The following is a 20,135-nucleotide window of genomic DNA, read 5'->3' as shown; positions in this document are numbered from 1 at the left end:
GGTCATCGACCTACTGTGGGCCTCGCAGCTGGTTCGCCCCGTCCGCCAGGCGGGATGCGTCGTAAGAGGGAACCCGGTGGGAATCCGGGACTGCCCCGCAGCGGTGAGCGGGAACGACCGCCGTCATACGCACTGGGACCGGAACCGATTCTGGGAAGCGACGGCCAGTAGGAGTCTCGTACGACGAGACGTGCCCGCGAGTCCGAAGACCTGCCCGTTGCCCGTGCGCGAACGACCGCGCCCGGTTTCCCGGTGACCTCGTGGGCGGGTCGGCGTGCTCCAGGCGGATCTTCCCCGTCGCGTACCCGTCGTACGTGACCCCGGGGGTCCGCCCGCTGCGGCACCCTTCGCGTCCTCGGCCCTCACCGGGTCCATGGAGACACGCTCGCGAAGGAGAGTTCCGTGACCACCCAGTCCGCAGCCGCGGCAGTACAGGCCACCGTGTACGGCTACCCCCGGCAAGGCCACGACCGCGCGCTGAAGAAGGCCGTCGAGGGCTACTGGAAGGGCCGCGTCACCGCGGAGACCCTCCGGGAGACCGCCCGCGACCTGCGCCGGGCCAACTGGGCCCAGCTGGCAGGGGCCGGCATCACCGAGGTTCCGACCGGCGACTTCTCGTACTACGACCACGTCCTGGACACCACGGTCATGGTCGGCGCGATCCCCGACCGCCACCGGGCGGCCGTCACGGCCGACCCGCTCGACGGGTACTTCGCGATGGCGCGCGGCACCCAGGACGTGGCCCCGCTGGAGATGACCAAGTGGTTCGACACCAACTACCACTACCTCGTACCGGAGTTGGGGCCGGACACCGTCTTCACGGCCGACTCCGCCAAGCAGGTCGCCGAGCTGAAGGAGGCCCTGACGCTCGGTCATGCGGGCCGCCCGGTCCTCGTCGGCCCGGTCACCTACCTCCTCCTCGCCAAGCCCGCCCCCGGCGTGGCCGCCGACTTCGAGCCGATCACCCTCCTGGACCGGCTGCTGCCCGTCTACGCCCGGGTGCTCGCCGACCTGCGCGCGGCGGGCGCCGAGTGGGTGCAGCTCGACGAGCCGGCCCTGGTCCAGGACCGCACCCCGGCCGAGCTGAACGTCGCCGCGCGCACCTACCGGGAGCTCGGCGCCCTGACCGAGCGCCCCAAACTGCTCGTCGCCTCCTACTTCGACCGCCTCGGCGAGGCCCTGCCCGTCCTGGCGAAGGCACCCGTCGAAGGCCTGGCCCTCGACTTCACCGACAGGGCCGCCGCCAACCTCGCCGACCTCGCCGCCGTCGGCGGGCTTCCGGGCAAGCGCCTGGTCGCGGGCGTGGTCAACGGCCGCAACATCTGGATCAACGACTACCACAAGTCGCTGTCCCTCCTCGGTACCCTCCTCGCTCTCGCCGACCGCGTCGACGTCGCCGCCTCCTGCTCCCTCCTCCACGTCCCGCTGGACGCGGCTCTTGAGCGCGACATCGATCCGCAGGTCCGTCGCTGGCTGGCCTTCGCCCGCCAGAAGACGAACGAGATCACCACGCTGGCCCGCGGACTCGCCCGGGGCGCCGACGCCATCACCGCCGAACTGGCCGCGAACCGCGCCGACCTGGCCTCCCGTGCCACCTCCCCGATCACCCGCGACCCCGCGGTCCGGGCCCGCACCGCGGCGATCACCGACGCGGACGGCCGCCGGGCCCAGCCGTACGCCGACCGGGCGGCCGCCCAGCGGGCCCACCTGGGCCTGCCGCTGCTGCCCACGACGACCATCGGATCCTTCCCGCAGACCGGTGAACTGCGGGTGGCCCGAGCCGACCTGCGGGCCGGCCGCATCGACACCATCGGCTACGAGAAGCGCATCAAGGACGAGATCCGCGAGGTCATCGCCTTCCAGGAGAAGGCCGGCATCGACGTCCTCGTACACGGCGAGCCCGAACGCAACGACATGGTCCAGTACTTCGCCGAACAGCTGACGGGCTACCTCGCCACCCAGCACGGCTGGGTGCAGTCCTACGGCACGCGCTACGTGCGCCCGCCCGTCCTGGCCGGGGACATCTCCCGGCCGGATCCGATGACCGTGCGCTGGACGACGTACGCCCAGGCGCAGACGGCCAAGCCGGTCAAGGGCATGCTGACCGGCCCGGTCACGATGCTCGCCTGGTCCTTCGTACGCGACGACCAGCCGCTCGGCGAGACCGCCCGCCAGGTCGGACTTGCCCTGCGGGACGAGGTCAACGACCTGCAATCCGCCGGTACTTCGGTCATCCAGGTCGACGAACCCGCACTGCGTGAGACGCTCCCGCTGCGCACCGACGGCCATGCCGACTACCTGGCGTGGGCCACGGAGGCCTTCCGGCTGACGACCTCGGGCGTGCGTCCCGAGACCCAGATCCACACGCACATGTGCTACGCGGAGTTCGGCGACATCGTCCAGGCCATCGACGATCTCGACGCCGACGTCATCAGCCTGGAGGCAGCCCGCTCCCACATGCAGGTCGCGACCGAGCTCGCCGAGCACGGCTACCCGCGGGAGGCCGGCCCCGGCGTGTGGGACATCCACTCGCCGCGCGTCCCCTCCGCCGCCGAGGCGGCGGCCCTGCTCCGCAAGGGCCTGGAGGCCATCCCGGCCGAACGCCTCTGGGTCAACCCCGACTGCGGTCTGAAGACCCGCGGTTGGCCCGAGACCCGCGCATCCCTGCAGAACCTGGTGGCCGCGGCCCACGAAGTCCGCGCGGAAACCGCCGGCGCAACCGTCTGATCTCCATCCGGGCCGGAACGTCAGCCTCCCGACGTTCCGGCCCGAATGCCGCCCGATCCAGAGCCACCCGTACTCGCGAGGACCATCGCGCGTCACAGACCGGTCACAGCCCTCACGCAGCGGCTCCATCCCGGCGAATATGACGCGATGCACACACACCGAATCGCCTCCGTGTCAGCGGCAGTTGCCGCCCTCGCCCTCACTGCGTGCAACCCGCAGAGCGCCCCGGCCCCGGACCGGCCCGCCGGCGGCCCGAGCGCGGCACGTTCCACTCCCTCCGCGCCCGCGACCAACGGGCCCGCCGCCAAGGCCGCAGCCCTTCCCAACCTCGTCGGCAAGGGCCTCCAAACGGCCCAAGACGAGGCGCAGGCCGCCGGGTTTCTCATTCTGAAGTCCCACGACGCGCTCGGCCGCGACCGACTCCAGGCCCTCGATCGGAACTGGAAGGTGTGCTCGCAGACCCCCGCCGCCGGTGCGAGCATCGACACCAGCACCACCGTCGACTTCGGCGCGGTCAAGCTCGAAGAGACCTGCCCTGCGGCTGAGGCGCCGGCCCCGAAGCCCGCCGGGGACACCATGCCGAACTTCGTCGGTCAGGGGATGAAGGCCGTCCGTGGCGCCCTGCCCACGAACGCGAGTGTCACCGTGAAGGATGCGGTGCAGAGCCGCATGGTGCTTCAGGAGTCGAACTGGAAGGTGTGCACGCAGGAGCCGAAGGCCGGCGTGGCGCTAACCGGCCAGCCCGTCGCCTTCACTGTCGCCAAGACCGAGGAGACATGCCCCTGATTTCCGGAACCTCGGGCCGGCAGGCCGCTGCGCTCGCCGCCTCAGGCTGAGACGGACCACCTGGTCTCATCTCTGGTGGGCGAATCGGTCGAGGGCCTGGAGTACGTGGGCGCGTGTCGTGTTGCTGCCCAGGTGACCGGCATTGGCGACGACAGTCAGTTCCGCGTCGGGCCAGGCCCGGGCGAGTTCCCACGCGGTGTCGAGCGGTCCGCCCATGTCGAGCCTGCCGTGGACCAGCACCCCCGGGATACCGGCCAGGCGATGTGCATCGCGCAGCAGGGCGCCCTCCTCCAGCCATGCGCCGTGGGAGAAGTAGTGCGAGCAGATGCGGACCAGGGCCAGTTGCGCGGATGCGGGGCGGTCGCCGTACGGGTTGGAGGCGCCGTTCGTTTCCCCGGACAGGACCGCGTCCTCCCAGCGACACCAGTCTGCGGTCGCCTTCTCCCGTACCGCGGCGTCCGGGTGTTCCGTGAGGCGCGCGTAGGCCGCGACGACGTCACCGTCTCGCGGTGTGCCCGGGGCTCCGGCGAGGAAGCGTTCCCACTGCTCGGGGAAGTACCGGCCGACCCCGCGGTAGAGCCAGTCGATCTCGGAGCGTCGCGTGGTGGTCACGGCGGCGATGACGATCTCCGACACCTGCTGGGGGTGTGCCTGGGCGTAGGCCAGGATCAGTGTGGAGCCCCACGAGCCGCCGTACAGCAGCCAGCGGTCCACACCCAGGTGCTCACGTAGCCGCTCCATGTCGGCGATCAGGTGCTGGGTGGTGTTGTGCCGCATGTCGGTCGTGGGGTCGCTCGCGTGCGGTGAGCTGCGGCCGCAGCCGCGCTGGTCGAACAGGACCACCCGGTACCGGTCCGGGTCGAAGTACCGGCGCGCCTCGGTCCCGCATCCGGATCCCGGACCGCCGTGAACGACGAGTGCCGGCTTGCCGTCGGGGTTGCCGCAGGCCTCCCAGTACACGAGGTTGCCGTCGCCGACGTCGAGCATCCCCGTCTCGTACGGCTCGATCGGCGGGTACAGCTCATCCATTTCCAGACCTCCTGAGAACCGGATGCAACAGGGACAAGGCCTTGTAGTAGACAACACGGCGGGCTGACCCCGGCTCGCTGCCTGCCGATTGGGTCCGGGCCGCCTCACTGGCTCCAGACGTATTCCATCTGGCGGGCCGTGCTGTGGGCGAGTTCGGCACCGTAGAGGCGCCCGACGATGTAGAGGCTGGCATCGATGCCCGCGCTGATTCCTGCGGAGGTGACGATGTCACCGTCGTCGACCCACCGCACGTCACGGCGCACCCGGATGTCCGGCCAGCGCGCGGCCAGTTCGTCCTGGTCCTCCCAGTGGGTCGTGGCCGGGCGGCCGTTCAGAGCGCCGGTGGCGGCGAGCAGGAAGGCACCGGTGCAGATGCTGAAGGTCAGCGCGGAGGTCTTGTGGCGCCGGGCCAGCCAGTCGATGACCTGCGCGTCCTCCTCGACGGCCGTGGTGACCCCGCCCGGGATCACCAGGACGTCGAAGGGCGGGTCCTCGTCGAGCGTGTGGTCCGGCACGACCCTCAGTCCGCCCCGGGCGCGGACCGGCCGGGCGGCCGCCGCGACCGTGACGACGCGCAGCAGGGGCTCGTCGGCGGCGGTACGGGCCAGTCGGCCGGCCGTGCTGAAGACCTCGAAGGGGCCTCCCATGTCGAGGACTTCGACCTCGTCGAAGACGAGCATGCCGAAGGTGAGCGGAGCGAGGGTGAGCGGGGCGAGGGTGTCAGGGTTCATGGCACCAGGCTCCGGGTGTACGGGCTGCGGTGACAGTGACGTAAACGGCGGGCACCGCTAGGATCCCGTCATGCGTCATCACCAGGTCACCTGCCTCGCCTTCGACGGGATGGCGCCGTTCGAGCTCGCCACCGTCGCCGAGGTCTTCGCGGTCCCACGGCCGGAGCTGGACGTGGACGGCTGGTACCGGTTCGAGCTGTGTGCCGAGACACCCGGACCGCACCGGGTCGTCGGCGGCTTCGACATCGTGGTGCACCACCCCCTGGACCGGCTCCGGCTTGCCGACACCGTCATCGTCCCGGGAGTGGCGGACGTACGCCATGAGGTCTCTCCCGCGGTTCTGGACGCGCTGCGCGCCGCGTACGCGCGAGGGGCGCGGGTGATGTCGATCTGCAGCGGGGCGTTCGCCCTGGCCGCCGCGGGTCTGCTGGACGGCAGGGAGGCGACCACGCACTGGCGGCACGCCGGGCTGCTCCAGGCGCGCCATCCGCAGGTCAGGGTCAACGCCTCCGTGCTCTACATCGACGACGGCTCGGTCATCACGGCGGCCGGCACCGCCGCAGGCATCGACGCCTGCCTGCACCTCGTGCGCAAGGACCACGGCTCCGCCGTCGCCGCCCGCGTGGCGCGCCGTATGGTCGTGGCGGCGCACCGCGAGGGCGGCCAGGCCCAGTTCGCGGAGCATCCCGTGGTGGGCGAGGCCCTCGCGGACGACCCCATCGGCAGTGCCATGAGCCATGCCCTGGACAACCTCCACCGGCGTCTCGCCGTCGTCGAACTGGCCGGCGTCGCACACCTGTCGGTACGGCAGTTCGAACGCCGCTTCGTCGACACGACCGGTCTGCCGCCCGGACGCTGGCTCACGGACCAGCGGATCCGGGCCGGCGCCGTACTGCTGGAATCCGCGGACCATCCGGTCGACGTGGTAGCCGGCCGGGTGGGCCTGACGGTCGCCGGCTTCCGCCACCACTTCCGGAAGACGATGGGCGTCAGCCCCTCGACCTACCGGAGCCAGTTCCGGCAGGCACCGGGCCGGACCGTCCGCCCCGAGCCGAAGAGGTCGCGGTAGAAGCGTGAAGCGCGGCTCAGAACCGGTACAGCTCGTTCCTGGCGGCGTCCAGGACCAGGACCAGACGGCCGTTGGGCCGGACCACCAACTGGTCCGGGTAGCAGTCCAGTTCGACGGGCTCATCGGGCGCGGTGGTTCCCGACCACGGCCGTACCGCGTCCGCCTCGCCCACCGTCACCACCGTGACCTTGGCGCCCGGCTCCAGCCACTCGCTCCAGCAGTACGGTTCGAGGACGAGCTCCAGCGGGTTCTGCCCGCCGTTGGTGACCGGGAGCCGGGCGACCGGAGCCGCCGGTCCCAAGGCTCCGGCGGTGTGAGCACCACCGGAGCCACCTCCTCGGCCGACGGGGCGCGTTCCCCGTCCGCGACGGCGCTCTCGTGCGCCGCCGGACCCCGTTCCCCCAGACGTCTCCAGAACATCCGGGGAGACTACCCGCCGGCCTCCGGGGTACAGCTGTCGGGCAGGACCCGGCCGTCCTCGTCGAGAGGGGGATGGAGCCGTGTGGGTTCCTGGGTGTTGACGTCGGACGGGCGCGGGCCCTCGGGGCCGTCGGGGCCCCAGCGCACCAGGCGGCGGGTGCGGGCGATCTCGTACGCGCTGCCCTGGAATTCCAGCCGGTTGACGCGGCTGCCGGCCCGGAGCGTGTCCGCGGCCGCGGCGTACTCGGTCAGCTCCGCGGCTGCCGGTCCGGCAAAGGCCGCGCCGGCGGCGGCCAGGGTGCGGGCGTCGGCGTGCATGTCGGCGTCGTACGGGATGAGGCCGCGCATCCGGGGCCACATCCACGTCAGGGAGAAGTCCAGCGCCTTGCGGGCGGCGTGCGCGCTCGCGTGTGGGCCGTTGACCGGTGTCCAGCCGCCCGCCGACCGCTCGACGATCGTGAACGACGGCGGCAGCAGGAGTACGTCCGGATGGCTGTCCAGTGCCCGCTGCGAATCGGAGCGTACGTCCTTGGGGAACCGGCCGCCGGAGTAGGACAGGCCGCGCAGCGCCAGCTGTTCGATCGCCTGGGCCGGGGTGACCGGAGCGTCGGGGTCCAGTACCAGGTCGTCGTCGACGTCCGGGCCCGTGTTGCCGTGGGACCAGTCCGGGACGGGTGGTTCCGGATCGGTCGGGCGCGGCCCTTCGATGCCGTCCGGGCCCGTGACGGCGTACTCCTCGGCGCGCACGATCCGGTACCGGCTCCCGGCCACCGCGACTTCGTCGACCCGTTCGCTCTCCAGGCGGGCGACCGCCGCGAGCAGGGCGCGGCGCTCCGCCCTGTCGTACGCATCATCCTTCGCGCGGAACCACAACAGGGAGTTCAGGCCGTCGCGGGCCTGCTGCGGGCAGCCGTCGGTCACGGCGCTCGCCACCCGCCAGCGGTGCTCGTCCCCGGCGCCCTGCACCGCCACCCCGAACACCGGGCCGCGTACGACCACGTCGCCCGCACGGGCATTGGCATCGGCCGCATCGGCTTCCGCCGCGGCCTCCACCGGCTCCACGGGCACCCGTACCACCATCGGCCGCGATCCGGCCGACCGCCCCACATCCCCACGGTCCATGCCCCCATCCTGCCGATCAGTGCACGCCCGCGCCCCGGATTCGCCGATTCCGCCCCATTGGGTGGCCGCATGTGGCAGGGTGCGGGCGCCCTGCGGTGATCGCGAGGTGAGTGACGTGATGGTGGCATGGCACTGGCCATCCCTACCGGGGGTGCGGCGGCGGCGGGGGCGGGACGGTGTCGGGTGCCGTCTCGGGCCAGACCAGCAGGACGGGGCACGGCGCGTGGTCGACGATGAAACGGCCGGCGGGTCCGAGGCTGCGGGGTCCGAGGTGCGCGCGGTCGCCGTCACGGGCGAGGATCAGCAGGTCGGAATCCGCGGCGGCGGCGACGATTTCCCGCTCGGCACGGCCGGTGCGCTCCCGCCGGGTGCACGGGCGGTCCAGCCGCCGCGCGGCGATCGCCTCGATGAGCTTGGCGATCGCTTCGGCCCGCCGGCCGAGCAGTCCCAGACACTCGCCGACGCGGGCCGGCGCGATCGGCCGGGTGAACGCCGCCACGCTCGGTGTCACCCCCGACCCCGCGTCGTTCAGCAGGGTCCACAAGTCGAGGTACCGCTCCAGGGCCTCGGAGTGGTGCCCGGCGTCGCGTTGGCAGGTGGCGAGGGAGCCGAGACACTGGCAGTACGCGTCCATGTCGCCGATGGCCTTGAGTATCTCCGCCGCCAGGGTCTCCGACGCGACGGCCTCGTCGAGCCGTCCGAGCCTGCGAAGCGCGCCTCCCGCGTGGTGGTGGGCGGAGGCGAGGTGCGCCGTGGAGCCACTGCGCGTGGCGAGGTCCATCGCCTCGGTGGCGTACCGCAGCGCGGCCTCCGGGTCGTCTCGCGGACGGGAGTTCACACAGACCGGTCGGACGGGTCCAGTGATCCCGCAGACGGCCGTCGCGTGCCAACTCGACGAGCTGTCTGCGGTCGCCCTCTTCCAGCGCGAGTGCGTCTGCCAGGGCGGCGACGGTGCGGTGCTGAGGCCCCTTGCTGCGTCCCCGCTCCATGTCCGACAGGGTGCGGGCACTGACGCCGGACGCTTCGGCGAGTTGCTCCAGCGTCAGGCGTGCCGCGTGCCGATGGCGGCGCAGCAATTCCGCGAAGCTGGGCGAGGCAGTGATGCGGAGCACTCCTTCTGCGCTGCACCAACGTGATCCGCCGCGGACGGCCGCAAGGTTACTCGGTGGACCGGGAAGATCCGGGAGTCATGGGCTGCAAGCCCCGCCCGGTCATCACCCGCGGTCGAGGCCCTCCCACTCCTTGCGCAGCATGGCGTACACGAGGTCGTCGCGCCATGCCCCCTTGAAGAACTCCGTACCGATGAAACGGGCCTCCGGGCGCATGCCCAGGCGTTCGAGGAGTCCGGCGGAGGCGGTGTTGTCCGCGTGGCAGCGGCCGATCACCCGGTGCAGCCCCAGTACGTCGAATCCCAGACCCAGAACGGCGAGCGCGGCCTCGGTGGCGAAGCCCTTGCCCTGCCGGGCGGGGTGGAAGACACAGCCGAGCTCGCCCTGGCGGTGTTCCGCGCTGAGCAGGACCAGCTCGATCTGCCCGACGACCGTCCCCGTGCCCGGTTCGACGACCGCCAGGCTGAGGCAGTCCCCGTCCGCGGCCAGCTCGGTCTCCCGGGCCATCTGCTCCACCGCCACCCGGACCTCCTCCGGCCCGCGCGGCTCCCACCGCATGAAGCGGGCGACGTCGGGCCGGCGCTGGTAGTCGCAGACGTCCCCGGCGTCCTCGGGCCGGAACGGACGGAGCGTCAGCCGGGCGGTGGCGATGGGCGATTCGATGCGCAGCACCGGGCGAACGTACCCCGGCCGCTCCGCCGCCCGGTCGGCCGGTACCCGTGCCGGGCACGGGATCCGAACTGCACGCGCCGCCTGCCTCCGGCCCGAGCATCGGTCCGGACCTTGACCCGGACCCGACGCGGACCCGCGAGAATTGCCTCGTATCGCAGATCGGCTCTCGGCAGGCAGGTCACAGCCGTCACAGCCGTCACAGCCGCCAGTACGTACCCGCACGGGAATCCACGTGCACCACGTGCCGGCCGACGCGCACCACGTGGTGCCCCGGGCCGGACCAGGAGCCGGCGGCCCCGTCGGCGCCGGGCAGCGGGTCCCAGATCTCCAGGAAGGTACTGCCGTCCGGGTTGGTGCCCCACTCGACGAGATGGTCACCCTCCCACCGGAAGGCGCCGACGTCTTCGCCGGGCTCGCCCGTGAGGTGGTGGAAGTGCACCCGGGAACCGTCGAAGGACGTCGTTCCCGCGAAGCCCCGGCTGTCGGCGTAGTACGGGCCGGCCTGCAGCCACACCGCTTCACGTTCCGCGAGGAGGGGTCCGCCGTTGCGGCTGATACCGCGCCGCAGCCAGGCGCCGTGCTCGGGCACCGGCACGCCGGGGCGGTCCGGGAAGCGGACCTCCGCCCCCGGCTCAGGCAAGGTCATCGGAGGCCGGGTCGTCCACGGCCAGAAGCGTCAGCGGTACGTTGCCGCGCACTGCCTGCGAGTAGGGGCAGACCGCGTCCGCCCGGTGCAGCAGGGGCTGGAGGTCGGCAGCCCGCCACCCCGGCAGGCTTACGGTGAGGGCCACCGCGAGGCCGTAGCCCGCGGGCGTGTCCGTGGTGCCGAGCTGCACCTCGCAGGCGACGCGCGCGGCCGAGGCGTCCGCTCCGAACTCGGCGGTGACCTCCGCGAGCGCCGAGGTGAAGCAGGCTGCGAAACCGGCCGCGAACAGCTGCTCGGGGTTGGTGGTGCCGGGCACCTTCTTGCGCGGCGGGGCGAGGCGGACGTCCAGCCGCCCGTCGTCCGTACGGACGGATCCGGTACGGCCCCCGGCGGCATGCGCGGTCGTCCGGTACAGGCTGCGGGTGAGTGGCACGGTCATGGGGTTCGGCCCATCTTGCTCGACGAGGAGGCTGCCCGGGTGCGGACAGCGTATGGCGCTGCTCGTGCAGCACCTCGCGCGTCGTCGTGCGTAACCGGGTACGGCGCATCTCGTCCGGGGCCGTGAATCCGACCGCCCGACAAGCTAGCAACGGAGGCGGCCGATTGGGGCCCGCCCCACGGTGACGTTCCTCACCCGCTCCCGGCCTCGCGGGGATCCGGAGGATCGGGGACAGGTCATCGAGCCGACGGACAGGAGCCGTCGAGGACGAGGTCGACCAGACGTACGGCCAGGGCTTCTTCGAGGGGTTCGCCGGTGAGGAGGACCCTGGCGAGGAGGGGGCCCGTGATGGCTTCCACGACGAGGTGCGGGTCGGTGTCGGCGGCCAGTTCGCCGCGGTCGATGCCGCGCTGGACCAGCGTTTCGGCGCGTTCGAGGCGGGCCTGCCAGTACGCGCGCCGTCCCTCCTCCAATGCGCCTTCCTCGCGGATCGTTCCCAGGAGCAGCAGCGCGGCGCCGGCGGGTGTGGCGAAGAAGCGGGTCAGCGCCGTGAACAGCTCGTACAGGTCCTCGCGGACGGCGCCGGTGTCGGGTGTGGGCAGGGCCTGCTCGGTACGCGTGGCGAGCGCGTCGAAGATGAGGTTCTCGCGGGTTTTCCAGCGCCGGTACACCGAGGTCTCGTGGACGCCTGCCGCGCGGGCGACGGAGGCGACGGTGGTGGCCGCCAGCCCCTGAGAGGTGAGCAGGTCGACCGTGGCGGCCAGGACGGCCTGCCGCATGCGTTCCCCGCGCCGCCTCAGCGGCGGTGCTTGCCGCCCGCCCGGCTCCTTGTCGATCGTCACCCGGCCACACTATCGCAAGTCTCCTTGCGATATGAAGCGGTCGGCGTTACGTTGGAAAGCAAGTCGACTTGCGTTAGCTCGTCGGCCGGCTCCTGAGCAGACCCGCCGGGCCCCGCCACGCCTCGCCTCGCAAGCCCCCAGGCGTCGCCTCGCCGGCCCGACACGGCCCAGCCCGTCCATGCCACAGACCGGAAGTGGATCACCCGCAATGGAACTCATGCGTGCCGCGCGCCTGCACATCCCCTCGCGCACCCTGACCGTCGAAGAGGTCCCCGTGCCCGCCCCCGGACCCGGGCAGGTGCTGGTCAAAGTGGAGGCCGCGGGCGTCTGCCTGTCCGACGTGCACCTCATCGACGGCACACTCACCCCCGCCCACCTGCCGGGCGACACCGTCACCCTGGGACACGAGGTCGCCGGCATCATCGTCGAGCGCGGACCGAACGTCACGGACTGGCCCGCGGGCCGACGTGTCGTCCTGCAGGCGGGTGAGGTGCGCGACGGCCGGGTCCTGACGCGTGGTGTCGACTACGACGGCGGCTGGGCCGCGTACGCACTCGCCTCCGTCGACACCCTCGTCACCCTGCCCGACTCGATCCCCTTCGAGCAGGGCGCGATCATCCCGGACGCCGTCTCCACTCCCTGGGGTGCCATCACGACGACCGCAGACATACGCGCAGGCCAGGCAGTCGGCGTGTGGGGCATCGGAGGTCTCGGCGTCCACGCCGTCCAGCTGCTGCGCACCATCGGCGCCTACCCGATCGTCGCCGTGGACCCCGCCCCGGCCGCCCGCCGCCGCGCACTCGACTTCGGCGCCGACCTCGCGCTGGACCCTGCCGACCCCAGCCTGGTCGACCGGATCCTGGCCACCACCGGTGGCCGCGGACTCGAGGCCGCATTCGACCTCGCCGGAGTCGCCGCGGTACGAGAGCAGGCCCTGAGCGTGCTCGGGCCGAAGGGGCGGCTGGTCCTGGCCGGCCTGACCGACCAGCCGCTGACTGTCACCGACGGCACCCGCTTCAGTTATCTCCAGCACCAGATCCTCGGCCACTACGGATCAGCGGAGGACGCCGTGGCGCAGCTGATAGCCCTGGCCGGAGGCGGCAGGCTGGATTTCTCCCGCTCCATCACCGACGTACTCCTGCTGTCCGACGCGGCCAAAGCCGTCGAGCGCCTGCGCAGCAAGCAAGGCGATCCCATCCGCCTCATCCTGCGCCCCTGAGCCCGTCACCCAGCCGCTTCGCCCGTCAGGCGCGCACCCCCACCCGACCGCGTGCGATGCACGAGAACGGGTACGCCGTGTTCCCTCACCGGCGCACCGCCCACACGCACCGCCCACACGCACCGCCCACACGCACCGCCCACACGCACCGCCCACGTACGAAAGGCCCCCGCCATGCCCGTGGACCCGGCCCTCGCGGCCCTGCTCGATCAGCTCAACGGCACGCCCGCCCCACGCATCCTCGACACCGACCCGAACGTGTTGCGCGACGCGAACCGGCAACTGGGCGCCGGCACGGCCGCGGCGGAGCCGATCCCGGTCGGCTCGGTGGAGGACAGCACGGTCCCCGGCCCCGCCGGGAACATCCCCGTCCGCGTCTACCGGCCGGCGGCAGACGGCCCCGTGCCCACCGTGGTGTTCTTCCACGGCGGCGGCTGGCTCACCGGTGACCTCGACACGCACGACGACGTCACCCGCCGGCTGTGCCGCGACGTGGAGGCCGTGGTCGTCGCCGTCGACTACCGCCTGGCCCCCGAGCACCCCTTCCCGGCCGCCTACGACGACTGCCTCGCCGCGGCCCGCCACATCGCCGACCACATCGACGACTACGGTGCCCGCCCCTACCGGCTCGCCCTGGCCGGAGACAGCGCCGGCGGAAACCTGGCCGCCGCGGTCGCCCTCGCCTTCCGCGACGAACACCGGCCGCTGGCAGCCCAACTCCTCGCCTACCCCGCCACCGACTTCGACGGCGACTATCCCTCCCGCACCCAGAACGCCACCGGATACGTCCTGCGCCACCAGGACGTCCTCGACCTGCAACACCTCTACGCCGGCGACGACCCCGCCGTACGCGCCTCAGCCCCCGTCTCCCCGCTGCGCGCGGACAGTCACGCCGGCCTCGCCCCCGCGGTCATCGGCACCGCCCAGTACGACCCCCTGCGCGACGAGGGCAACGCCTACGCCGCCGCCCTCACCAAAGCGGGGGTGGACGTCTTCGCCCGCACGTACGACGGGCTGATCCACGCCTTCCTCAACCTCTTCCACATCTCCCCGGCAGCCGACGCGGCCGTCACCGAACTGAATGCCCAGCTCAAGAAGCGGCTCGCCTGATCCTCGAAAGAGCCCAAGGAGATCTCCTACCAGGTGACCGGCAGGGCCACCGGTCCGCGGATGAGGACGTCCTTCTGCCAGGCAACGTGGCCCGGATCGATGGCCAGCCGCAGGTCGGGGAGGCGTGTGATGAGGGTGGTCAGCAGCAGTTCGGCTTCCATGCGGGCCAGCGAGGGTGCCACACAGTGGTGGGGGCCGTAGCCGAAGGCCAGGTGGGGCGGGCCTTTGCGGTCGATGTCGATCCGGTGTGGCGCGGGGTAGCACCGTTCGTCCCAGTTCGCCGCCACGTACGAGACGTAGACGGCCTCGCCGCGCCGGATCAGGACGCCTCCCACTTCGACGTCCTCGGTGGCGATGCGGGCCTGTCCCACGCCGTGCTTGTGGGGGATCCAGCGCAGCAGTTCCTCCACGGCCGCTGGTACGGCGTGCGGGTCGGACCGCAGCCGGCGCATCAGGCTGTCGTCGGTCAGTAGGAGGTAGACCATGTTGGAGGTGTGGTTGCGTACCGCGTGCCAGCCGTTGATCCCCATCAGCGTGGCCAGGGCGAGGAGTTCTTCTTCCTCGATCCTTCCGCTTTCGACTGCGGCTCCCAGCTCGCTGATGAGGTCGTCCTGCGGTTGGAGCCGGCGTGCACGGGCCAGTTCACGAAAGCAGGCGCGTGCTTCTTCCTTGGCCTGCCGGGCGCGCTCGACTCCCGCTTCGTCTTTCGCCCGGGTCAGGATGGTGTCCGCCCACGTGCGCAGGCGCGGCCGGTCGGCCTCCGGCACACCCAGCACAGTGCCGATGACATGCATGGGGAAGGGGGAGGTCACGTGCTGGACGAGGTCGGCGGGCGGTCCGGCCGCGACCATCGCGTCGATGTGTTCGTCGAGTACGGCCTGGGTGCGAGGGCGCAGGGCTGCCAGGCCGAAGCGATTGAACGCCGAGGAGACCACGGAGCGGACGCGCGTGTGGTCGGGCGGGTCGACGAAGCTGACCGCGCGGTCCAGCGGAACGAGGTACCTGTTCATGCTGGGCAACGGCCGGCCGACGATGTCGCGACTGAACCGGCGATCGGAGGTGACGAACCGGACGGCGTCGTGCCGTGTCGCCAGCCAGCACTCGCCGGGGGCTCCGTGCGGCAGTCGGATCCGGATGACCGGTCCGGCCTGCAGCGCCTCGCGGAGAAACGGGTCGAAGTCGAGGGCAGCCAAGTCCGACGCCTCGTACAAGGGGGTGGTGCCGTCGTGCATCACTGGCTCCTCTCCGGCTCGTCATGGCGCAGCGGGGTGAGCTGCTCGATGTCGTAGCGCCGGCGCAGTGCGGCGATGGCCCCGTGGTCCACGGGGCCGCCGCGGGAAAGGATCTCCAGGAGTTCCTCGAAATAGCGCTCGTGGTCCGGGGGCGGGGAGGACTGGAAGAACATCCGGGCCGGGACGCCGGTGGGGTTGGCGAAGGCGTGCGGACAGCCGGGCGGGACCAGGATGACCGTCCCGGGCGTGGCGCGGACCACCCGTTCACCCTTCGGCGACCGCCATCCCCGCCAACCGTCCGGGGTGCGCACAAGCGGCTCGAAGGCGAGAACGTCGAGTTCACCCTCAAGGACGTAGAACAGCTCTTCGCTGCGCGCGTGGACGTGCGCACCGACGTCGAAGCCCGGTGGCACGAGCACCTCGAAGCTCGACGCGAGGCGCGACTGCGCGCCGGTCACCTTGAACGTCACGTGCTGGGCGGCGGCACGAAGGGTACGGCCTTCGCCGGGGGGCACGATCAGACCGGCCTCCGCCGTTGGGGTGGCGGTGGGGGAGCAGCCGGTCATCGGGCTTCCTTCTGCAAGGGTCACGGCGTACGGCTCCAGCGGCCCAGTGCCATCTCGGCCGTGATGCCGGGGCCGAACCCGGCGAGAAGGCCACGCGCCTGGTCGGCGGCGCCCCCCTCGTCGAACAGTCGGCGTAACGCGTCCAGTACGACGGCGCTCGCGATGTTCCCGTACTCGGTGAGCGTGGCCCGGCTGTGGCGGAACGCCTCCGGCTTGACGTGGAGGAACGTGCCCAGGTCGTCGAGGATCCGCGGCCCACCGGCATGCACGATGTAGAAGTCGAGGTCTGCGACATCCCAGCCGTGCCCGTCGGCGAGGCTGCGCAGTGCAGGGGCGAGCGGTTCCATGGTGCCGGGCACACGCTTGTCCAGCAGGAAGTGGAAGCCGGTGGCCCGTACGTCGTACGCGATCCAGTCCTCCGTCCCCGGGACGAGGTACGAGCCGTTGCGCTCCAGGCGGATACCGTGGCCACCCGTCCCGCGGACGACCGCGGCGGCCACCCCGTCGCCGAACAGACCATTGGACAGTAGCGACCCGATGCCGATGTCGGTGGGCTGGTAGCACAGTGAGCAGAACTCGCATGCCACGATCAGCGCGTTCGCCTCCGGATAGGCCGTGCAGAAGTCATGCGCACGGTTGATCGCGGCCCCACCCGCCGCGCAGCCCAGCTGAGCGATCGGCAACTGCCGTGTAGTGGAGGGGAATCCCATCGTATTGATCAGCCAGGCCGTGAGCGAAGGCATCATGAACCCGGTGCAGGACACGTAGATGATCACATCGATCTCCGCGGCCGTCAGCTCGCCGTCCTCCAGCGCGCGCCGGACGACCAGCGGTACACGGGCCTTCGCCTCCGCCGCATACAACCTGTTGCGCTCCCCGAAGCCCGGGTGCGCGAGGGTCTCACCGACCGGCTGAACGAGATGCCGGGTCCGCACCCCGGTGTTTTCGATCAGACGTAACGCGAGGCCCAGTTGGGGGTGGCCGGCATGGCGCGAGCGTGCGAGCTCGAGCGTCTCCTCCATGGTGATGACGTATTCCGGAACCGACACGGCCGGCCGACACAACGTCGCCATACAACACCCTTACCCCACCGGCACGAGAGCGCCTTCGTTGACCCGGACGCCTCCTTAACGATCAACATTCGTGCTGGTCACCCATTTGCACCGGCGGGTCGTATAAGCGGGCCGGGCCGCCGCGTGAGCCGGTCCCGCTTCGATCCGGCACGGCGCCGGGTGGGTCAGTCCGTCCTGGTCTGGGTGCGGCGGGCGTAGGCGCGGGCCGCGCGGGCGCGATCGCCGCAGCGGGTGGAGCACCAGTGGCGGCGGCCGTGGCGAAGGAGGTAGCGGCTACAGGGGATGGAGCCGCAGGCCGTGAGGCGCTCGGCGTCGGGTCCGGTGAGCAGGTCGGCCGCGTTCGCCGCGAGGACGGCGAGGGCGTGCTCGACGATCTGGGTGACGGGGTGGGCTGCCTCGCGGTGCAGGCCGCGGTCCGGGTCCCACTGGAGCAGGGAGGCGGCGGGGGCCCGCGTGAGGGCGTCGTTGACGGCGGCCAGGGCGGTGGCGGGGGCGGGCAGCCCGGCGACGTGGGCGGCGAGCAGGGCGCGGACCTGCTCGCGCAGGGTGCGCAGCCGGGTGGCGCACATCTCGATCAGGCCGGTGTCGGCCGGGGCGAGACCCCGGTCGACGAGCCACTGTTCAGCGGCGCCGGGGGTGGCGAGGAGATCGACGGAGTGCCCGCCGGGGAGGGTGACGGCGCTGTTGGCGAGGTCGAGAGCGGGGTACTGCTCGGCGCCCGGCGCCGGCGGCGGTTCGGCGGTCGCGATCTCTTCCATGGCCCTCATGGTACAACCCCGCTCTTTCCATGATGCTCACGTTAGATCTTGCTTTTATCCGTGAGAACCGCCTACCGTGACTCACGGATAAACCACTGCCTATCCGTGAGGTGCATGTTCCGTGACTGCCACCAGCGCCACCCCCGAACCGTTCTCCGTCCGTGTCTTCGGCGGCCCTACCGCCCTTTTCGAGTACGGCGGCCTGCGGTTCCTGACCGACCCGACCTTCGACGCTCCCGGCGACTACCAGGTGCCCGGAGGTCCGCTCCTGGTCAAGACCGCCCCTTCCGCCGGCGCCCCCGATGACCTGGGCCGCATCGACGTCGTCCTGCTCTCCCACGACCAGCACGCCGACAACCTCGACACCTCCGGCCGGGCCCTGCTCGCCGACGTCCCCCTCACCCTCACCACCCCCGGCGGCGGACAGCGCCTGGGAGGCAACGCCAAGGGCCTGGCCGACTGGGAGTCCATCGAGCTGGACCGCCCCGGCGGGGGCACCGTCACCGTCACCGGCGTGCCCGCCATCCACGGCCCCGGACCGCGCGAAGAGATCGAGCCGATCGCCGGGCAGGTCGTCGGCTTCGTCCTGACCGGCGAGGGACTGCCCACCGTCTACGTCAGCGGCGACAACGCCTCCCTAGGCCTCGTCAAGGAGATCGCCGCGCGCTTCGCCCCCATGGACACCGCCGTCCTCTTCGCCGGCGCTCCCCGCTTCCCCGTCCTCTTCAACGGCGAACCGGTCGTCCTGGACAGCGCCCAGGCAGCCGAAGCCGCCGAGATCCTCGGCGCCCGCCGGGTCGTCCCCGTCCACTACGACAGCTGGGCCCACTTCACCGAAGGCGTTGACCAGCTGGTCGCGGCCTTCGCCGCAGCCGGCCTCGCCGACCGCCTGGACCTGGGCCACCGGGACTGACCGGCCCCGGGCCGGAGGCCGCGCGTCCCGGGTCGCAGACCCGACCCGGAGCTCGGTCCCGGCCGTGACCGGTCAGAATCCGCAGGGCGTTCGCGCGTCCTGGAAGCGCTCCGGGTGCCGCCGCCGGTACTCGACCAGGGACTGGGCCACTGCGGCTCCTTCGCCCACGGCGGCGCCGACCCGCTTGACCGATCCGCACCGTACGTCGCCCACGGCGAACACACCGGGCCGGCTGGTCTCCATCGGCAGCGTGGCCGGGCCGGCTCCGCCGCTGCCGGTCAGGACGTACCCGCGGTCGTCGAGCTTCAGGGTGCCGCCGAGCCACTCGGTCGACGGGCGGCCGCCGATCAGGACGTACAGGCAGTGCGCGGCGACGGTTCGCTCGTCGCCCTGGCGGTCCCGCAGCCTGAGTCCGTTGAGCGTGGACCCGCCGAGGCAGCCGGCCACTTCGGTGCCCAGCAGGACCTTCAGGCCCGGGGTCCGCTCGATGCGCTGCACCAGGTAGCTCGACATGGACGCACTGAGGTCCGTGCCCCGGACCAGCAAGGTGACGGAGCGGGCGTAGCGCGCGAAGTGGAGGGCGGCCTGTCCGGCGGAATTGCCCGCGCCCACCATGTACACGTCCTCCCCGGCCGTCGACGGGGCGTCGGACAGACAAGACCCGTAATACACGCCGGAGTTGAGGAGGCGGTCGACCCCGGGAGCCGTCAGCCGGTTCCAGTCCACGCCCGTGGCGACCACCACCGCGGCCGCGGTCACCGAGGCCGTCTCATCGGTGCCGGCCTTGACGAACTCGACGGTATGGCCGCCCGTGCCGATCGGGGTCACCCGACTGGCCACCCGGGTGGGCTGCCACTCGACGCGGGCCCTGCGCGCCTGTTGCAAGGCGCGCTGGGCCAGGTCACCACCCGTCAGCCCGACCGGAAATCCGAGGTAGTTCTCGATCCGCGAGGTCGATCCCGCCTGCCCGCCGGGCGCGTCGTCCTCGATGACGACCACGCTCATGCCCTCCGCGGCGGCGTACACCGCCGCGGACAGGCCCCCGGGGCCACCGCCGATCACCGCGACGTCGTAGTGGTCCTGCTCGGCCGGCCGGATGAGGCCGAGCCGCTCGGCCAACTCGCTGATCGAGGGGTCCACCATCTCGGTGCCGTCGCCGAGCCGGACGGTCACCGGGGCCTCCCGGACGTCCTCGTCGGGCAGCCACCGGAAGAGCACGCCGCTGCGGCCGAGGAAGTCGCGTACCGCGTACGCGGCGGGGGAGAAGCGGCTGCCGCGCACCTCGGCGGTGGACAGATCCCCCTGGCAGTCGGCATTCCACGTGCACAGGGAGTCGTCGAGCGCGTCCCGAAGGTGCTCGGCCGGGCTCTCGTCGCCCCGGACCGCCCCGGAACGGGCGCCGGGCACGGAGTCGGAGTGCCCGGCCAGCGACAGCCAGCGCACGCCGGGATGCGCGGCACCGGGGCCGGGGGCCTCATCGGCGAGCACGGCTGCGACGGGTACCTTCCGGTCGGCCAGCGACGCCAGCGCCCGGACCACCTCCGCCGGTCCTCCGACCTGCAGCACACGGAACGACGTCCGGTACCAGCTCTGCACCAGCTCGGCCGTCTCGTGCCGGCGGAGCGGATCGGAGTCGGAGAGAACGATCACCGGCAGTGCGGCATCGGCCATC

At 71.9% G+C, this 20,135-nt stretch carries 20 protein-coding genes, 1 pseudogene and 2 riboswitches; of the genes and pseudogenes, 6 read left to right on the top strand and 15 right to left on the bottom strand.

From position 1 onward, the window contains the following. Nucleotides 1-12 precede the first annotated feature (12 nt). Nucleotides 13-233, top strand: a riboswitch (cobalamin riboswitch). A 169-nt stretch (nucleotides 234-402) separates the two neighbouring features. Together metE and ACIQU4_RS19480 are read left to right on the top strand one after the other, a co-directional pair. Then, nucleotides 403-2,727, top strand: coding sequence for a 5-methyltetrahydropteroyltriglutamate--homocysteine S-methyltransferase (metE, locus tag ACIQU4_RS19485; RefSeq protein ID WP_403731902.1), 2,325 nt, complete (start codon nucleotides 403-405; stop codon nucleotides 2,725-2,727). Between the two features lie 171 nt (nucleotides 2,728-2,898). Beyond that, nucleotides 2,899-3,513, top strand: a complete 615-nt coding sequence (locus ACIQU4_RS19480; RefSeq protein WP_403731899.1) for a hypothetical protein — start codon at nucleotides 2,899-2,901, stop codon at nucleotides 3,511-3,513. Between the two features lie 66 nt (nucleotides 3,514-3,579). On the opposite strand, the gene pip is transcribed toward ACIQU4_RS19480, so the two are convergent. Further along, a complete protein-coding gene (pip, locus tag ACIQU4_RS19475; RefSeq protein ID WP_403731896.1) occupies nucleotides 3,580-4,542 on the bottom strand; it encodes a prolyl aminopeptidase in 963 nt (320 codons plus the stop codon). Between the two features lie 104 nt (nucleotides 4,543-4,646). Then, nucleotides 4,647-5,273 carry a DJ-1/PfpI family protein gene (locus ACIQU4_RS19470; protein ID WP_403731893.1) on the bottom strand — a complete coding sequence of 209 codons (627 nt, stop codon included), beginning with the start codon at nucleotides 5,271-5,273 and terminating at the stop codon, nucleotides 4,647-4,649. 70 nt (nucleotides 5,274-5,343) lie between these two features. On the opposite strand from ACIQU4_RS19470, the gene ACIQU4_RS19465 reads away from it, so the two are divergent. After that, entirely contained in the window at nucleotides 5,344-6,342 is a 999-nt protein-coding gene (locus ACIQU4_RS19465; protein ID WP_403731890.1) for a DJ-1/PfpI family protein, read from the top strand. Between the two features lie 16 nt (nucleotides 6,343-6,358). On the opposite strand, the gene ACIQU4_RS19460 is transcribed toward ACIQU4_RS19465, so the two are convergent. The 8 genes and pseudogenes from ACIQU4_RS19460 to ACIQU4_RS19425 form a co-directional block, all read right to left on the bottom strand. Continuing rightward, nucleotides 6,359-6,643, bottom strand: coding sequence for a hypothetical protein (locus ACIQU4_RS19460; RefSeq protein WP_403731888.1), 285 nt, complete (start codon nucleotides 6,641-6,643; stop codon nucleotides 6,359-6,361). A 128-nt stretch (nucleotides 6,644-6,771) separates the two neighbouring features. Beyond that, nucleotides 6,772-7,884: a DUF5954 family protein gene (locus ACIQU4_RS19455; protein ID WP_403731885.1), complete on the bottom strand. Its 1,113-nt coding sequence runs from the start codon at nucleotides 7,882-7,884 to the stop codon at nucleotides 6,772-6,774. 142 nt (nucleotides 7,885-8,026) lie between these two features. Beyond that, nucleotides 8,027-8,419 (bottom strand): universal stress protein, encoded by a 393-nt coding sequence (locus tag ACIQU4_RS19450; protein ID WP_403732124.1) that lies wholly within the window; start codon nucleotides 8,417-8,419, stop codon nucleotides 8,027-8,029. 373 nt (nucleotides 8,420-8,792) lie between these two features. Continuing rightward, a pseudogene (locus tag ACIQU4_RS19445) lies at nucleotides 8,793-8,996 on the bottom strand (helix-turn-helix domain-containing protein); the annotation flags it as partial. Between the two features lie 102 nt (nucleotides 8,997-9,098). Beyond that, nucleotides 9,099-9,665, bottom strand: coding sequence for a GNAT family N-acetyltransferase (locus ACIQU4_RS19440; protein WP_403731883.1), 567 nt, complete (start codon nucleotides 9,663-9,665; stop codon nucleotides 9,099-9,101). 196 nt (nucleotides 9,666-9,861) lie between these two features. Next, a complete protein-coding gene (locus ACIQU4_RS19435) occupies nucleotides 9,862-10,311 on the bottom strand; it encodes a hypothetical protein (protein WP_403731880.1) in 450 nt (149 codons plus the stop codon). Then, nucleotides 10,298-10,750 (bottom strand): Ohr family peroxiredoxin, encoded by a 453-nt coding sequence (locus tag ACIQU4_RS19430; protein WP_403731877.1) that lies wholly within the window; start codon nucleotides 10,748-10,750, stop codon nucleotides 10,298-10,300. The genes ACIQU4_RS19435 and ACIQU4_RS19430 overlap by 14 nt, the downstream gene beginning before the upstream one ends. 75 nt (nucleotides 10,751-10,825) lie before the next feature. Then, nucleotides 10,826-10,889, bottom strand: a riboswitch (guanidine-III (ykkC-III) riboswitch). A 97-nt stretch (nucleotides 10,890-10,986) separates the two neighbouring features. Continuing rightward, nucleotides 10,987-11,529: a TetR/AcrR family transcriptional regulator gene (locus ACIQU4_RS19425; protein ID WP_403732121.1), complete on the bottom strand. Its 543-nt coding sequence runs from the start codon at nucleotides 11,527-11,529 to the stop codon at nucleotides 10,987-10,989. Between the two features lie 271 nt (nucleotides 11,530-11,800). On the opposite strand from ACIQU4_RS19425, the gene ACIQU4_RS19420 reads away from it, so the two are divergent. Both ACIQU4_RS19420 and ACIQU4_RS19415 read left to right on the top strand, forming a co-directional pair. Continuing rightward, nucleotides 11,801-12,811, top strand: coding sequence for a zinc-binding dehydrogenase (locus tag ACIQU4_RS19420; RefSeq protein ID WP_403731874.1), 1,011 nt, complete (start codon nucleotides 11,801-11,803; stop codon nucleotides 12,809-12,811). 174 nt (nucleotides 12,812-12,985) lie between these two features. Next, nucleotides 12,986-13,921 carry an alpha/beta hydrolase gene (locus ACIQU4_RS19415; RefSeq protein WP_403731871.1) on the top strand — a complete coding sequence of 312 codons (936 nt, stop codon included), beginning with the start codon at nucleotides 12,986-12,988 and terminating at the stop codon, nucleotides 13,919-13,921. 26 nt (nucleotides 13,922-13,947) lie between these two features. Here the strand turns inward: ACIQU4_RS19415 and ACIQU4_RS19410 are convergent, their stop codons facing one another. The 4 genes from ACIQU4_RS19410 to ACIQU4_RS19395 form a co-directional block, all read right to left on the bottom strand. Continuing rightward, nucleotides 13,948-15,153, bottom strand: a complete 1,206-nt coding sequence (locus tag ACIQU4_RS19410) for a cytochrome P450 (protein WP_403731870.1) — start codon at nucleotides 15,151-15,153, stop codon at nucleotides 13,948-13,950. Next, entirely contained in the window at nucleotides 15,153-15,719 is a 567-nt protein-coding gene (locus ACIQU4_RS19405; RefSeq protein ID WP_403731867.1) for a cupin domain-containing protein, read from the bottom strand. Before ACIQU4_RS19405 ends, ACIQU4_RS19410 begins: the two co-directional genes overlap by 1 nt. 20 nt (nucleotides 15,720-15,739) lie before the next feature. Further along, on the bottom strand, nucleotides 15,740-16,792 hold the full coding sequence (locus tag ACIQU4_RS19400) for a type III polyketide synthase (RefSeq protein ID WP_403731864.1): 1,053 nt from the start codon (nucleotides 16,790-16,792) through the stop codon (nucleotides 15,740-15,742). Nucleotides 16,793-16,956: 164 nt separating this feature from the next. After that, the gene (locus ACIQU4_RS19395; RefSeq protein ID WP_403731861.1) at nucleotides 16,957-17,559 is read right to left on the bottom strand and encodes a CGNR zinc finger domain-containing protein; all 603 of its coding nucleotides are present in this window, start codon (nucleotides 17,557-17,559) and stop codon (nucleotides 16,957-16,959) included. Between the two features lie 112 nt (nucleotides 17,560-17,671). On the opposite strand from ACIQU4_RS19395, the gene ACIQU4_RS19390 reads away from it, so the two are divergent. Next, complete coding sequence (locus ACIQU4_RS19390; RefSeq protein ID WP_403731859.1) at nucleotides 17,672-18,463, top strand: MBL fold metallo-hydrolase; 792 nt, start codon at nucleotides 17,672-17,674, stop codon at nucleotides 18,461-18,463. A 72-nt stretch (nucleotides 18,464-18,535) separates the two neighbouring features. Here ACIQU4_RS19390 and ACIQU4_RS19385 read toward each other — a convergent pair whose 3' ends face one another. Further along, nucleotides 18,536-20,134 carry an NAD(P)/FAD-dependent oxidoreductase gene (locus tag ACIQU4_RS19385; RefSeq protein ID WP_403731856.1) on the bottom strand — a complete coding sequence of 533 codons (1,599 nt, stop codon included), beginning with the start codon at nucleotides 20,132-20,134 and terminating at the stop codon, nucleotides 18,536-18,538. Nucleotide 20,135 lies beyond the last annotated feature (1 nt).

The organism is Streptomyces sp. NPDC090741, from assembly GCF_044769045.1.
GTDB lineage: Bacteria > Actinomycetota > Actinomycetes > Streptomycetales > Streptomycetaceae > Streptomyces.
Note: the sequence above shows the minus strand (reverse complement) of the source record. Positions and strands in the feature narration are given on the sequence as shown.

Bases quoted from the DNA above. Each gene is read 5' to 3' on its own strand.
- pip (WP_403731896.1), bottom strand. From the start codon at position 4,542: ATGGATGAGCTGTACCCGCCGATCGAGCCGTACGAGACGGGGATGCTC.
- ACIQU4_RS19470 (WP_403731893.1), bottom strand. From the start codon at position 5,273: ATGAACCCTGACACCCTCGCCCCGCTCACCCTCGCTCCGCTCACCTTC.
- ACIQU4_RS19465 (WP_403731890.1), top strand. From the start codon at position 5,344: ATGCGTCATCACCAGGTCACCTGCCTCGCCTTCGACGGGATGGCGCCG.
- ACIQU4_RS19455 (WP_403731885.1), bottom strand. From the start codon at position 7,884: ATGGACCGTGGGGATGTGGGGCGGTCGGCCGGATCGCGGCCGATGGTG.
- ACIQU4_RS19435 (WP_403731880.1), bottom strand. From the start codon at position 10,311: ATGACCTTGCCTGAGCCGGGGGCGGAGGTCCGCTTCCCGGACCGCCCC.
- ACIQU4_RS19430 (WP_403731877.1), bottom strand. From the start codon at position 10,750: ATGACCGTGCCACTCACCCGCAGCCTGTACCGGACGACCGCGCATGCC.
- ACIQU4_RS19425 (WP_403732121.1), bottom strand. From the start codon at position 11,529: ATGCGGCAGGCCGTCCTGGCCGCCACGGTCGACCTGCTCACCTCTCAG.
- ACIQU4_RS19420 (WP_403731874.1), top strand. From the start codon at position 11,801: ATGGAACTCATGCGTGCCGCGCGCCTGCACATCCCCTCGCGCACCCTG.
- ACIQU4_RS19415 (WP_403731871.1), top strand. From the start codon at position 12,986: ATGCCCGTGGACCCGGCCCTCGCGGCCCTGCTCGATCAGCTCAACGGC.
- ACIQU4_RS19410 (WP_403731870.1), bottom strand. From the start codon at position 15,153: ATGCACGACGGCACCACCCCCTTGTACGAGGCGTCGGACTTGGCTGCC.
- ACIQU4_RS19405 (WP_403731867.1), bottom strand. From the start codon at position 15,719: ATGACCGGCTGCTCCCCCACCGCCACCCCAACGGCGGAGGCCGGTCTG.
- ACIQU4_RS19400 (WP_403731864.1), bottom strand. From the start codon at position 16,792: ATGGCGACGTTGTGTCGGCCGGCCGTGTCGGTTCCGGAATACGTCATC.
- ACIQU4_RS19395 (WP_403731861.1), bottom strand. From the start codon at position 17,559: ATGAGGGCCATGGAAGAGATCGCGACCGCCGAACCGCCGCCGGCGCCG.
- ACIQU4_RS19385 (WP_403731856.1), bottom strand. From the start codon at position 20,134: ATGGCCGATGCCGCACTGCCGGTGATCGTTCTCTCCGACTCCGATCCG.